At 63.1% G+C, this 13,215-nt stretch carries 12 protein-coding genes and 3 pseudogenes; 4 read left to right on the forward strand and 11 right to left on the reverse strand.

Going from position 1 to position 13,215, the window contains the following annotated elements; genetic code table 11:
* Both SKC42_RS17445 and SKC42_RS17450 read right to left on the reverse strand, forming a co-directional pair.
* Positions 1-410: EspA/EspE family type VII secretion system effector (locus SKC42_RS17445; RefSeq protein WP_330965540.1), on the reverse strand; the 410-nt coding region annotated here is incomplete at its 3' end.
* A complete protein-coding gene (locus SKC42_RS17450) occupies positions 401-892 on the reverse strand; it encodes a hypothetical protein (RefSeq protein WP_330965541.1) in 492 nt (163 codons plus the stop codon). The genes SKC42_RS17445 and SKC42_RS17450, both read right to left, overlap by 10 nt.
* 174 nt (positions 893-1,066) lie before the next feature.
* Between SKC42_RS17450 and SKC42_RS17455 the strand changes: the two genes are divergently transcribed.
* The 3 genes and pseudogenes from SKC42_RS17455 (at position 1,067) to SKC42_RS17465 (ending at position 3,740) form a co-directional block, all read left to right on the forward strand.
* Positions 1,067-1,396 carry a type II toxin-antitoxin system PemK/MazF family toxin gene (locus SKC42_RS17455; RefSeq protein ID WP_330965542.1) on the forward strand — a complete coding sequence of 110 codons (330 nt, stop codon included), beginning with the start codon at positions 1,067-1,069 and terminating at the stop codon, positions 1,394-1,396.
* A gap of 72 nt (positions 1,397-1,468) precedes the next feature.
* A pseudogene (locus SKC42_RS17460) lies at positions 1,469-2,543 on the forward strand (IS1380 family transposase); the annotation flags it as partial.
* A 405-nt stretch (positions 2,544-2,948) separates the two neighbouring features.
* Positions 2,949-3,740 carry a hypothetical protein gene (locus tag SKC42_RS17465; RefSeq protein WP_330965543.1) on the forward strand — a complete coding sequence of 264 codons (792 nt, stop codon included), beginning with the start codon at positions 2,949-2,951 and terminating at the stop codon, positions 3,738-3,740.
* A gap of 45 nt (positions 3,741-3,785) precedes the next feature.
* On the opposite strand, the pseudogene SKC42_RS27780 reads toward SKC42_RS17465, so the two are convergent.
* From SKC42_RS27780 to SKC42_RS17485, 4 genes and pseudogenes are all read right to left on the reverse strand, one after another.
* Positions 3,786-4,494, reverse strand: a pseudogene (locus SKC42_RS27780) (transposase); the annotation flags it as partial.
* A gap of 44 nt (positions 4,495-4,538) precedes the next feature.
* Positions 4,539-5,507 carry a prolyl aminopeptidase gene (gene pip, locus SKC42_RS17475; protein WP_330965545.1) on the reverse strand — a complete coding sequence of 323 codons (969 nt, stop codon included), beginning with the start codon at positions 5,505-5,507 and terminating at the stop codon, positions 4,539-4,541.
* Positions 5,508-5,600: 93 nt separating this feature from the next.
* Entirely contained in the window at positions 5,601-6,848 is a 1,248-nt protein-coding gene (locus SKC42_RS17480) for an MFS transporter (RefSeq protein ID WP_330965546.1), read from the reverse strand.
* 407 nt (positions 6,849-7,255) lie between these two features.
* Positions 7,256-7,561: a hypothetical protein gene (locus tag SKC42_RS17485; RefSeq protein WP_330965547.1), complete on the reverse strand. Its 306-nt coding sequence runs from the start codon at positions 7,559-7,561 to the stop codon at positions 7,256-7,258.
* A gap of 426 nt (positions 7,562-7,987) precedes the next feature.
* On the opposite strand from SKC42_RS17485, the pseudogene SKC42_RS17495 reads away from it, so the two are divergent.
* A pseudogene (locus SKC42_RS17495) lies at positions 7,988-9,276 on the forward strand (ISL3 family transposase).
* A gap of 149 nt (positions 9,277-9,425) precedes the next feature.
* Here SKC42_RS17495 and SKC42_RS17500 read toward each other — a convergent pair.
* From SKC42_RS17500 to SKC42_RS17520, 5 genes are all read right to left on the reverse strand, one after another.
* Entirely contained in the window at positions 9,426-10,274 is an 849-nt protein-coding gene (locus tag SKC42_RS17500) for a hypothetical protein (protein WP_330965548.1), read from the reverse strand.
* A gap of 389 nt (positions 10,275-10,663) precedes the next feature.
* A complete protein-coding gene (locus SKC42_RS17505; protein ID WP_330965549.1) occupies positions 10,664-10,942 on the reverse strand; it encodes a transposase in 279 nt (92 codons plus the stop codon).
* 67 nt (positions 10,943-11,009) lie between these two features.
* Positions 11,010-11,834: a carbon-nitrogen hydrolase family protein gene (locus SKC42_RS17510; protein WP_330965550.1), complete on the reverse strand. Its 825-nt coding sequence runs from the start codon at positions 11,832-11,834 to the stop codon at positions 11,010-11,012.
* 639 nt (positions 11,835-12,473) lie between these two features.
* Positions 12,474-12,854 carry a type II toxin-antitoxin system VapC family toxin gene (locus tag SKC42_RS17515; protein WP_330965551.1) on the reverse strand — a complete coding sequence of 127 codons (381 nt, stop codon included), beginning with the start codon at positions 12,852-12,854 and terminating at the stop codon, positions 12,474-12,476.
* Positions 12,851-13,099 carry a type II toxin-antitoxin system Phd/YefM family antitoxin gene (locus SKC42_RS17520; RefSeq protein WP_330965552.1) on the reverse strand — a complete coding sequence of 83 codons (249 nt, stop codon included), beginning with the start codon at positions 13,097-13,099 and terminating at the stop codon, positions 12,851-12,853. The genes SKC42_RS17515 and SKC42_RS17520 overlap by 4 nt, the downstream gene beginning before the upstream one ends.
* Between the last annotated feature and the right edge of the window lie 116 nt (positions 13,100-13,215).

Raw genomic sequence — 13,215 nt, forward strand, 5'->3', positions numbered from 1 at the left:
AAAGTAGTAATCATCCCCATCGCAGCAGTGATCCCAAGCATGCAAACGACAACCGCGAAAGGTATCGCTACGGCCGTGCCGCCCAGTGCCGGATTAAACCTGATGACTTGCTCGACGACGTATGCTGCGGAAAGCACAGCGGTCAAGATCCCCAGGCTCATACGCACGTGGTTAGTCCAGTCGGCCTGATCCTTCACGATGTCTGCCAGCTTGCTGTCCAGATCGGCCATCACCCGTGCACGATCTTGTTGATCGGCGATCTGGCCGGCATAAGCCTGCGCCGCCGAGCCCTGCCAACTGTCGCCCCGATATGCCGACCCCAACAATTCATGGATTTCCATCCACTGAGCCGAGCCGGCTTTTAAGTTACTCCCTGGATACGGCTCTGCCAATCCAGTCGTCAGCGCCAAAGCGTCGACGGCAACGATAGTCCAGGCGATGATGGTGTCATAACCTTTGGCTTTCCGCTCTTCTGCTTCACCTTTGGCTTGCCGCCCTTCTGCTCACCTTTGGCTTGCCGCTCTTCTGCTTCACCTTTGGCTCGCCGCTTTTTTGCTTCGGAACGTTTCTTAGCCTCCGCAAAGAGCTCGTCTAGCTTATTTAGAGCGTCGTCGTTATACCGGGGGCGCGCTGCGGCCGGATTCTTACTCTCCACCGATGGACTAAAATTGCGCGCTTGCTTAATCACACGATTATCGAGCCGGGAGTATAGAAATTTGCTAGCGCCACCCGTGCCATACAATACCGATCCACCCATATTGGTGGCCAGTGTGGCGACATATTCATCGCTGAATTCGGAATCGGTGACGCCGGAGAGATTTAGCCCTATACCAGAAAATTGCTGACATAGACTGGTTAAAGTCATAATGATGCCAGAGACGTCGCCGATCATGATGGTCCTAGTGATAAATCGTAGCGCATCGAGCGCTCTCGAGGTAACCGCATTAAGCAACCTAGCACGGTGCGGACGTGGCGCGGTGCGGCAACTTATTACCCCTTCGCATTTCAGGGTGCAGTGACGATCTAGGGGCGACCGAGCGTCATGGCGGCGGGCGGCCGGCGACTCGTGAGCGCACTTCCGGCACGCGGAGAGGTGTGGTGGTGTGAGATGGCCGAGATCGGCCGGCGTCCGGTGGTTGTACTGTCGCGCGACGCGGCGATTCCTCGGCTTCGGCGCGCCCTGGTCGCCCCCTGCACCACAATCATCCGTGGGCTGGCCAGCGAAGTTGTTCTTGAACCCGATTCCGACCCGATCCCGCGCCGTTCTGCGGTGAATTTGGACTCAGTCGAAAGCGTCTCGGTCGGGCTATTGGTCAATCGGGTTGGTCGCCTGGCCGACACGCGGATGCGCGCCATTTGCGCGGCAATCGAGGTCGCAGTCGACTGCTGTGGGTGACACGTCAGCAGCCGTCCCCCCGTTTTCACTTGCCGCGCAGGTGTCCGTTCTCATCTGAGCTGATGCTCAAGCGCCGCGCACCTGCCGAAGGTTCGCGCCGCACGGGCGGCGGCGCGGGCGGCGGCCTGGGCTGCCGGAGCCGCCCCCATCGGTGGTCAGCCGCTGTATATCGACTTCGACGCCACCCTGGTGATCGACCATTCCGACAACAAGGCTGAGGCGGCCCCGACGTGGAAGAAGTCCTTCGGCCACCACCGGCTGCTGGCGTTCTTGGACCGCCCGGAGATCGCCGGCGGTGAGGCTTTGGCCGGGCTGTTGCGGGCCGGCAACGCCGGCTCGAACACCGCCGCCGACCACGTCACGGTCCTTGACCAGGCGCTGGCCTCGCTACCAGCGAAGTGGCGTTCCGACCCGCACGATCCGGGCGCGCCGGCGGTGGTGGTGCGCTCCGACACCGCCGGGCCACCCACCGTTTCGCCCAGGCCTGCCGTGATCGCGGGGTCGGGTTCTCCTTCGGATTTCCCGTCGATGCCCGCATCTGGGATGCCGTGGACACCCTGCACCCGCCGAGGGCTGGTACCCGGCGATCGACTCCAGCGGCGAGATACGTGAGGGGGCGTGGGTGGCTGAGGCTACGCCCCTGGTCAACCTGGTTACCTGGCCGGTCGGGACCCGGCTGGTGCTACGCAAAGAGCGGCCCCACCCCGGTGCGCAGCTGCGCTTCACCGACATCGACGGCATGCGGGTGACCGCGTTCATCACCGACACCGCCCCTGGGGCCGTGCCCGGCCAGCTGGCCGGGCTGGAACTACGACACCGCCAGCATGCCCGCGTCGAGGACCGCATCCGCCAGGCCAAAGCCGCCGGCCTGGCCAACCTGCCCTGCCATGACTTCCAGTCCAACGCCGCCTGGCTGGAGATCGTGTTGGCCGCCGCCGACCTGGTCGCCTGGGCCCAACTGATCGGCTTCACTGACACCCCCGAGTTGGCTCGCTGCGAAATCCACGCCTTCCGCTACCGGGTGCTGCACGTCGCGGCCCGCATCACCCGCGGCGCCCGCCAACTACGGCTGCGCATCGACACCACCTGGCGCTGGGCCACCGCCATCAGCACTGCCTGGCAACGCCTCCGCACCGCCTTCCCCTAAACAGCCGCAACACCGTGCCCCGCCGACCCGAAAGACCCACCGGCCCCGGAAAGCCCGCCCACCCGGCGACACGGGCGGGCCAAACACACCCCAAGCCCAAAACAGCTATCCCTCAACGCTTTCCGCGGGCCAGCATCACCGGAGCACGCCGACGCGCAAATTCTAGGCTAACCCCAAAGGGGGCTATCGACTGTCGGTCGGCACGGGTCCGCGCACTGCACGACCCACCAATCCGCTACCGCAGAGGAATTCGGGAAAAATTCACAGCCGGATGCCTCGACGCACACCCATAGGATTGCGCCAGCACGGCGTGAACCGTGTGCGAGCCGAAACGCAAAGGACATGATGCACAGCGACATTCATCGACGCCCCGTCGAGACAAATCCCGTCGGTGAGGCGGCGACTGTGAGCAAGCGTGAATCGCTCCTGGAGACCTTTCCCGGCCGGCTCTTCCTCGTCAGGATCCTGGCATATGGGGGGAAGTCCGATCGCCGTTCACCGCAAGAGAAGATCGATTCGCTAAACCCTGATGACCTAATCCGCGGAGCGACTTCAGCGATCGGCAGCTACCTATATTCTGATCGCTGGCTCGGTGTTGTCGATCTTGATGTGCATGATCCTGAGAATGAGGCCGCCGATACGGTGGCGCTGGCAGCCTTGGCGAAGTTCGGCACGTTTGCCTCACCGCAGATTCACCAGGGAACGCTCACCCAGTTGCGCGCACCGCAGATCAGCAATCGAAAACGGCTTTGTGCGTTACCCGATGGCGCGTTTTGGACTTCGACGCCGATGGCCGACAACGAGGACTCCTGGCTTATCTCCGGAGAGAATCTGCGTCGCGATAGCCCGCGCCGGGAAGTCCATTTCGACACCACCCGGGCGCGCGTGGCGCGGATAGATTCAGCACGCGACTGGATCGCCTTGATCACCTCACATCCGATCACCGCCGACGGTTGCCAGTACCCGGATTGGCCGGCGATTGCCCAATCCTGGGATGCGGTGCACCTGTCGGCTGCGGGATTGCTGCTGGCCCACCCCACGATCTCGACAACCCCCCTCATCACGACCGACGGGTCCGGCCTCGCCCATAGTGAGGCCGGACCCTATGCCAGCGTGGCGCACTGGTCGGTGGTCTCCACCGCGTGGCTCAACACACCACCAAGCGTGCAGCTCAAACCGCTAAACAGCACTGACTGAAAGCCGATTCACGGCATAACACTCACGCCTTGCGGTCCTCGATGGCCCGCCGACCGCCCGATCCCGGCTGATGGCGCTGGTCTCGCCGGGGAATCGGCCAATGACCTTGGTCCGTCGCTTGGCCTGCCCAAGGTTCGCTCAATGAAACTCGAATGTTGAACGCGCCCATGGCGTTCGACCGGGAACCGCAGATAGGCGGTCAACCCTGCGTTGTCGCTGAGCAGGATCCTCATGGCCACCGGGTAAAGGTCGCAGTACTTGGCGGCGAACGCCTCGGTCCGCTTGTCGATGATCTCCATCAGCTGGGGCCCCGCTTGGATACCCAGGTCGGTGGTGTCAAACATCGCCCGGTAGCCGTCGCGGACCTCGCTTGCCTCCGGCGGGAATCTTGGCAAGCACGTTTCGGAGTCGATGAATTAAAGATCCGAGGCGCAATGTATTTGGGTAGAGTTGTTCGATGTCCGCGGTCAGGCCCTCGGCGCCTTCAGGGACGACCAGCAGCGCAGTGCCAAGGCCGCGTTCGCGCAACCGGTCAGAAAGTCGGCCGACGCGTCGGTGGACTCACCGGTCTCAGGTGACAATCCGACGAACACCGGTTTGCCCTCGGTGGTGATGCCCCAGGCGACCAACACCGGCTCGACCGGCGAACTCGGATCCATCCGAAAAAACAAGGTAACCAAAACGATTAGTCCCGCACGATCTCGTCGAGTTGGCGGTCCGCCCACGCCTGATACTCGGCGCGGATCGCCCTGCAGCGTGCGACCGCAGCCCTGGTCGGGTTCACCCGAGTCTGTATGGCTAGAAGGTGGCGGCGAAGTGATCGAGGGCATCGACACCGTGGTCGGCCATTGCTCCTGCGGCCGAGTGTCCTGCGGCGGGCACGATGTGCAGCTTTGCCGCGGGCCAGGCTTGCGCGAGGTGCCACGCGATATCTGGTGGACTGCTCACGTCGAGGCGTCCGTGAATCACGGCTGCTGGAATATGAGCGATCTTGCTGACATTGCGTAGCAACTCGCCCTCGCCGCGCCACGCGTCGTGCCGCGAGTAGTGAGTGACCAAGCGCGAGAAGCACATTCGAAAGCCAGGCTCAGCGTTGCCCAGCCGCGGCCGCGGCGTCGGCCCGAGGTTGACATGGCTGTCTTTCCATGTACACCAGTCCCACGCCGCCTTATCCCGAATAGCTGGATCGCGGTGGTGCAGCAGCCGCGCGTAGGCCTCAACAAGGAGGCCCTCCCGATCCGCTTCGGGCACCCCGTCACGAAAGCGAGCCCACTGCGCGGGGAACAGCCGCCCCACATCGCGGGTGATCCACTGCACCTCCCGCGCCGTGGTCGTGGTGATCGCCGTCAACACCAGTGCGGCAACATGTTCGGGGTATTGCTCGGCATAGGCCAGCGCCAACGTGGTGCCCCACGACCAGCCCGCCACCACCCAGCGGTCCACACACAAATGGGCCCTCAGCAATTCCATATCGGCGAGCAGGTGATCGGTCGTGTTCGCCGCCAGGCCGACCGACGGATCACTGGCATGCGGTGTGCTGCGGCCGCATCCGCGCTGATCGAACAACACCAGGCGATACTTCTTCGGGTCGAAGGGTCGCCGCATACCCGGCACACAGCCCGAACCAGGCCCACCATGCACCCCCAACGCCGGGACCCCCGCCGGATTGCCGCACGCCTCCCAAAAGATACGGTTCCCCTCACCAACGTCGAGCACACCCGACTCATACTGCTCGACCAGCGGATAGAGACTTCGGCCATCCTCCATAACCGACTGACCGTACCGGACGTACTGGTATGGCCAGCTCTGCAGTCAACGCCCCTGCGGGCAGCGTAGTCACCGCATCCTCGACCACTGCCGCTATGGTTGCGGCACTGCGTCTTCGGTAAGTGTGTGGTTTTGGTCGTGGTGGTCGATCGACTGGCGGCCGGCCCGCACCACCGCGGCAGATAGTGCGAGTAGGACCGCACCGGCGGCGAAGCCGAACGTCGTGTCGACACGGTCGACGAGGATGCCCGCAGCGGCGGTACCGGCTGCCGCGCCGATGTTGTTGGCCGTGTTGACCCAGGTGCTCGCTTCAGTGCGATGGTGCGCCGGCGCCATTTGGTCGGACGCAAGATACGACGCAACGAACAATGGCGCCACCGCGACCCCGCTGAGCGCCATGACAACACCGAGCACGATCAGGTTGTCGGCGCCCGCCGCGATCGCGGTACCGACCGCAAGCGTCACGGTCAGGCCCGTCAGGTGTGTCGACACCGCTCGGGCATGGCGCCGACGTCCCCACGCCAAACCACCGAGCACGCTTCCGACCGCGAGGGCGGCCTCGATATACCCGGCCGCTGCTGGCATCCCGTGGTTTTGCGCGCGTGCCGCAACGCAGGTGATGGCAACACTCATGCCGATCGCAGTGATCAAGATCGTGAGGACTACGAGACAAAAGCCCGCCGAGCGCAGCGGGCCGATATCAAACCGGACCGGCTCTCCGGACACGGTGCCCTTGGTACGTCGCACCGCTGGCATCGCCGACATGGCGAAGGTGCCGGCCAGCAGCAGTGCCGCCGCGACAATAAGCGCTCCCGACGCGGACACGGTAGTGATCATCACGCCAACCAGCAGTGGCCCGATCAGGTAAATGACCTCTTCGCAGACCGAGTCGAGGCTGTAGGCCCGTGTCACGAGGTTGGTGTCGTCAGTGAGGGTGCGCCAAACGGCTCGCATCGCCGGACCCAGCGGCGGCGCACACAGCCCACAGACAATGGCAAGCAGCACAAACAGGCCCGGCGCGTGCAAACCGGCCCCGTCGAGAGCCGCCATAGCCCCCAGCGCGGCCGCCGACCCTACGGTCAGCGCCGGCAGCACCGTGGCCTGTCCGTAGCGATCAATGATCCGCGCTTTAAGGGGCAGCAGCACAGTGGTGAGGCCATAGCATGCCAGGACACCGCCTGCGGATGCAAACGAGTGGGTCGCGTGTTCAACGGTGAATAGCATGGCTAGGGGAAGCAGACCGAAAGCCAGACGCCCCAGTAGTGCGGCGCCAAACGTCGGAGCGGCGTTCGGGATGGCGTGGACGGCCCGATAACTCCCAGCACTTGACGTACTGGACAAGATCTAACTCCTAGAATTTCGATGGCCGCGGCGCACGCGGCTCATGGTCGGTGACTCGATAACTCGATAACGCGGACAACGCGTCCGCGGAGCGTCTAAGGCCGACCACAGATCATGGCCGGACTCTACCAAACGTGCGGTCAACCTGGAACATTCGCGACAGGCGACGCGAGCACGGTCGGCTGGTAGGCGCCGACGAGACACCGACAACGGCAGACCCTGGTAGACCACGTCGACGTGAGATAACGAGGTGGTCGACCAAGTGACGGCCGTGTCGTAGCCTGTGTCATCACCGACCTGGTAGAGATCCGCAGGGTCGATGCCACGAGGGTCAGTCTTCCGTTGGGGACGTCGATGACCCGAAGTGCGTCGCGATATCGTCACGCCATTCGTGCCCCGGCCGCGTTTCAGCCGGATGTCAACCTGCGACACCAGCGTGAGGAATGGAGCAAGCCCACGAAGAAGTCCGGGTACACCAGTAATTCCCGTTCCATCTCGGCTAGTTTCGCCGCCGCCGCACAAATGTCGCCCTCGGCAGTTCCGGCCGGCGACGAGCAACGTGCCACCATCAGCCGGCACATGTCGGCCGACCGAAGATCCCGAATGTCACCGAGAAACAGCCGCCCGCCATCCAGCAACAGCTCAATGGCGCGGTCGCCAATGTCTGACAAGTACGCGACGCTGGGGAAGTATCGAACCACTGAGTTGAGCACGACCAGATCGATGCCGCACCGCGTCGGCCGCGTTCATCTGCAGTAGTTCGAGATTGCCCAGGTGCCGATCCCGGTGCCCCGCCAGTGCCGCTATCGCAGCCTCCGACACATCAGTCACCACGTACGGCTTCGCACCACGGCTCGACATCGGCGCAGATCATCCCTGTACTGACACCAATCTCCGGGACCTGCCGTGGGATTCAGCCTACGGATGAATCCCACCAGCCACGCTACCTACGAAGGGGCCGTGATACCTGCTACGCGACCCAAAGCCGCCTAACCACAATCCCGTGTCCACTACATGGGGACAAGGCCCGGTGCGGCAGCCGAACTCGTGTATTCGGATATAACCGAATCGGAAAGAGTTGGCCAGACGTCCAGCGCCCATTCGCCGAAGTTGCGGTCTGTAAAGACTACCAATGCCAGATGGGCCTGCGTGAATCGCCCCGGGATGTCCGGAGACTCCGGACATCCCGGGCCGATTCAGTGACCACGGTGGTGTTCTGCGATCTGCTTGACGACGGCCGACGTGAGTGTCCGGGGTGCGGCATCGCGGGGGTCTACCGCGACACCGTAATCCGCCGAGTCACCGATGTGCCCGTAGTCGGGCATCCGCTGCGGCTGCACGTTCGAGTCCCGCGCTACCGGTGCGTGTCCTCCGGTTGCGAGCGAGAAGTATTCGCCCATAACACCGATCGATTGGCTCGCCGCGGCTGGTCTACCACCCGGCGTTGTGCCCGCTACATCTGTCGCCGGCTGATGATCGACCGGGCCACCGTCGCCGCTGTCGCGCGGGAGCTGGGCCTGTCGTGGGACACCGTCAACACCATCGCCATCGACGCCGCCGCGGGGATCGTGGCTACCGACAGCACCCGCCTGGAACAGGTGAAGGTCATCGGGGTCGATGAACACCGCTGGTCGCACACCCGCCGCAGCGGTGACGATGGCTACGTCACCGTGATCGTTGACTTGACACCCGTCTTGGAGGGCACCGGCCGCGCCCGACTGCTCGACCTGGTCCCCGAACGCTCAGCAGCAGCGTTGAGGACCTGGCTGGCAGCTCAGACCGCAACGTTTCGTGACCAGGTCAAGGTCGTGGCCATGGACGGCTTCGGTGGCTACAAGACCGCGGCCACCGAGCAATTGTCCAAGGCCATACCGGTGATGGACCCGTTCCACGTCGTGGCACTAGCGGGCCTGAAGTTGGATCTGTGTGCCGCCAGCGCATCCAGCAGCAGACCTGCGGACACCGCGGTCGCGCCGGGGATCGGCTCTACGGCGTCCGGCGCGCACTTCGCACCCGGTTGCCCCTCCTGACAGCCCGCCAAAAGCTCAGGCTGGAAACCGTTTTCGCCGACGAGGACCACCTCCCTGTCGAGATCTGCTGGGGCTTCTACCAACGGCTCATCGCCGCCTACGCCCACCCCGACCGGCGGCGCGGCAAGACCATGATGACCGCGATCATCACCACGCTGCGCCGCGGCGTGCCCACCGTCCTAGAGGAACTGGCTCAGCTCGGTCGCACCCTGTGGCGCCGCCGCGCCGACGTGCTGGCCTACTTCGACCACCACGCCTCCAACGGCCCCACCGAAGCCATCAACGGCCGCCTTGAAGCACTACGCCGCAACGCCCTGGGATTTAGAAACCTCACCCACTACCGACTGCGCTCACTACTGCACTGCGGCAACCTCGCCCAACGAATCGACGCACTCTAATTCCGGAAGAGCCAGTTAACTCCGGGACGGCGAGGCAGGCGGTGGTTGCACCGGCACCGTTCGTCACAGCGCGCCCGCCGGCGCGCCTGATCTGACGTCGGCGGGCGATCGAGAACGCAAGTGCCGGGCGTTTCGTGCCGCAATGGGCTTTACTCGGCGCTGTTGAGCGCTTTGAGCTCGACGCCCGGCGGTGTGTTGAGCCATGCGGTTGAGACCACCGACCAGATCGCCACGCTGGCATAGGGTCCGGCCTCACTATGGGCGAGGCCGGACCCGTCGGTGGTGAAAAACGGGGTCGTGGAGATGGTGGGATGGGCCAGCACCAATCCCGCAGGCGACAGGTGCACCGCGTCCCAGAACCGGGCAAGTGCCGGCCAATCCGGGTATAGACAACCGCCCGCGGTGACCGAATTAGATGTAATCAAGTCAATCCAATCGCGTGCCGAATTAACCCGCGCGACGCGCGCTTTTGTCGTGTCGAAATGGACTTCCCACCGCGGACTAGCGTGGCGCAGGTTTTCTCCGGAGATGAGCCAGGAATCCTCGTTGTCAGTCATTGGTGTCGAGGTCCAAAATGCGTCGCCCGGTAACGCACAAAAGTGTTTTCGATTACAGATCTGCGGTGGGCGCAACTGTGTGAGTGTTCCCTGATGAATCTGCGGTGAAGCGAACGTAGACAACTTCGCGAGAGCCGCCAATGCCGCGGTATCGGCGGCTTGAAGCTCAGGGTCATACGCATCAAGGTTTGTGACATTTAGGCATTCATCGGAGTAAAGATAGTCACGAACCGCAGAAGCGGCCGCGCGAATTAGGTCATCGGGAGTTAGGGAGTCGATGATTTCTTGCGGTGACCGGTAATCGGACCCACAGCCAAATTCTAGAATCCGCACGATAAATAGCCGACCGGGAAAGGTATCCAGGAGCGACTCACGCTTGCTCGCAGCCGCCGCACCGGCGAGATCGCTCTTGGAGGGGGCCAGTGAAGCGTCGTTGTGCATGATGTCCTTTGCGTTCCGGCACCCAACAAGTCGCATCCCGAGGCGGCCTATCCGCCTTCGGCCTAGCGGTCCACGCGTGCAATTCATGATCCTATGGTGCTGCCAAGACAATCCGATGAACGAGGTGCCGGACTCTGGTGTAACTCATCAATCCTTACAGGCGCGAGTTGATCTGGTCGTGCAGCGCGCGGCGCTGTTGACGGCGGGTGAACTGGCCCTGTCGCCTGCCATGAGGATGGGACCAGGGTGACCTGATTTTTGCCTGGGTCTGTGCTTGTGGAAGGCGGCGGCAGGTGGAGCGGGCCAGCCCACGGCTTTGCATGCCAACCGTTCCGACATGCTCAATGTGTCCTTGAGCATGTCCACGGCGCGCCGCTCGGCAGTCGGGCTCAGAATTTTCCAGTGACCTCCCGCAGCGCGTCCTTCTCCAACTCGGCCTCGGCCAGCAGCCTCTTCAAGCGCGTGTTCTGCTCGCGTAGCTCCCACAGCTCTTTGGCGGCGTCGGTGTCCATGCCGCCGTAGGCGCGGCGCCAGTTGTACAGCGTGGCGGCCGACACCCCCAACTCGGCGGCGATCTCGTCACCGGTCTTGCCTGCAGCAGCCAGCTCGTCCGCGCGGCGCAACTTGCGCACGATGTCCTCCGCGGAATGCCGCTTACGACCAGCCATGTGTTTCATCGTCCCTTCCAGCCCGACACCACGTCGCTGCAGACTGAACTACCCGCCGGGAATCGAGTTAGTCAGTTGTTGGCGTTAATAGGGACGTGTATTCCCTACTGACATTTGGGTTTAGGTGCCCGTCCCACCCGCGTGGGTCATACGGGCGGGAGTGTGGCTGGAGATCGGCGAAAATGAGATCATCCTCGCCATCAGTGGCTGCCGCGAGGACCTCACCGTCGGGATCAATGATGCAGCTGCTTCCCAAGGCCTGGCGCCCATCTTGCTCACCGACAATGTCGGCCACGACGATCGTGACGGTGTTATCCACGGCGCGTGCCACAGGCAGATTCTTGCCACGCCGGCGCAATCGCGTCAGTACCTCCTCGCTTCGAATATGCCCGCTATTAGTCGGAATCAGGATCAACGCGGCGCCCTTAGATGCCAATATCCGAGCTGGCTCGACATACCAGATGTCGTTGCAGATCATGAGGCCGAAGGTCGTGTCGTTGAATGTTGCGACCGGAAGCTCGGTGCCCGCGCAGATTGCCGTGCAATAACCGGGATAGACCTTGCGGTAAACGGCATGCAAATCGCCGTCGGCAAGGAATGCAGCCGAGTTGAAGAGTCGACCGTCGGTGGCACGCTCAGTAAAACCGATAACCGACGCGACTGATGAGGCCATCAATGGCCTCACCAAACCGCGAAACTCACCCAAACTGAGCGCAACATCGTCGGGCGATTGACCTGCGGGCTCATAGGCCAAACCTCCAATGACCGCGTCTGGGCAGCACAACAGCTCCACGGCCTCGCGCTCACACCGTTCCAATTGATCATTGATCAGCCCAACGGCATCCATCGACCCAAACGGCAAGTGAGGCGCCTGATACGCCGCGACTCTCACTTCCCCAGTATCTCACTCAACACCCGCGCCACCGATTGAATTCGCCCGGTACACCAGCTATGTCCTGGCCAAAGCCTGCTCCCATCACGGCCTACGCCGCTCTATGGGCGCCACCGGCATATGTTGAGACAACGCCGGGGCCGGATCGCTGTGGTCGACGTGTCAAACACGAGTACTACAAGCGGGACTCCTTCCGCGTTGTACGCGGATCTTACTGCAGGACTTGATAATTACCTCCGCCAACTCGTGACAGACGATCTCGCCCATCGACTTCGACATCACCGCAGGGACAATCAGCAATCAACCTAACCATGTCCACTCTTTCAGAGGAACGTCATTCCAATTGTTCTGACGACCCCGAGGTCCAGCGGGTAAGCTCCCAAACGCCGAGGTCCTGCCACATGCTGATGCTGCCCGGGGGCCGATGGCCCCGACCCTTAGCAAACAAGCGGAGCGGGTTTATTGGCGTTGTAGTCGCATCGACCGGTTAAGATGTTTCATTGGACACGAGCAGCGAGTCGCACTGTTACTTGCCGCCATAGCCAGGTGTTGGTATGGGATAGAGCCAACACATCAAATGTACGAACGGGCCTGGGGCGTATGGCGGCCAAACGGGGCAGCCATACCCTGCATCCCTGGTCACACCGGCACGACCTCGACCAAGTCAGCCAGACCGTCAAAATCGTCGGCGTTGCGGGTATAGAGCCGGGCAGCCTGAGCGTGGGCGGTCGCCGCAATGAGCAGGTTCATCGACCGCGCCCGCGGCTGACGTCCAGCGTCAACGACGGCTGCGGCCACTTGGCCGTAGCTCGCCGCCACGGCCTCATCCAACGGAAGCGCGTCGAACTTACGCTGAATGACCATCAGGCGTCGCAACCGCTCGGCGCGCACCTTTTGCTCTTTGGCCACAAGAACTCCGAAGTGCAGTTCGGCCAAAGTGACTGCGCTGATTGCCAAATCCCCGTCGAGGGGTTGGACATCCGTCGCGATGACCACGCTGGTGTCCAGAATCGCTCTCACCGGTTGGCCCACGGGTCGAGCACGTGATCGGCTATTGCCTCACGGTCAGCATTCCAGGCGGGATCGGCGGGCCCCGCGAACAGTTCGGCCACGTCCACCCACCGTCTCCAGGCTCGAGAAGTCGCGGGAACGAGGCGCGCCCCAGGCCGGCCGGCCACGGTGATCGTGATCTCCTCGCCCTCCTCGGCGCGGCGGACGAGTTCGGAGGCGTTCTGGCGGAGTTCGCGCAATCCAACGGTCTTCACACCACCACGGTAGCACATGTGCAACTAGTGCTACCGTGGTGGTGTGAAGGGGTGTCGGTGATGAACGCGGTGACCCGCATGCCCCGCCCGTTGTCGGTTTCAGGCGCGCCGGGCTG

It is taken from the genome of Mycobacterium sp. 050134 (assembly GCF_036409085.1).
Taxonomy (GTDB): domain Bacteria; phylum Actinomycetota; class Actinomycetes; order Mycobacteriales; family Mycobacteriaceae; genus Mycobacterium.

Excerpts from the sequence above, each read along its gene's own strand:
- SKC42_RS17500 (WP_330965548.1), bottom strand. The coding sequence starts at position 10,274 with ATGCACAACGACGCTTCACTGGCCCCCTCCAAGAGCGATCTCGCCGGT.
- pip (WP_330965545.1), bottom strand. The coding sequence starts at position 5,507 with ATGGAGGATGGCCGAAGTCTCTATCCGCTGGTCGAGCAGTATGAGTCG.
- SKC42_RS17505 (WP_330965549.1), bottom strand. The coding sequence starts at position 10,942 with ATGGCTGGTCGTAAGCGGCATTCCGCGGAGGACATCGTGCGCAAGTTG.
- SKC42_RS17450 (WP_330965541.1), bottom strand. The coding sequence starts at position 892 with ATGATCGGCGACGTCTCTGGCATCATTATGACTTTAACCAGTCTATGT.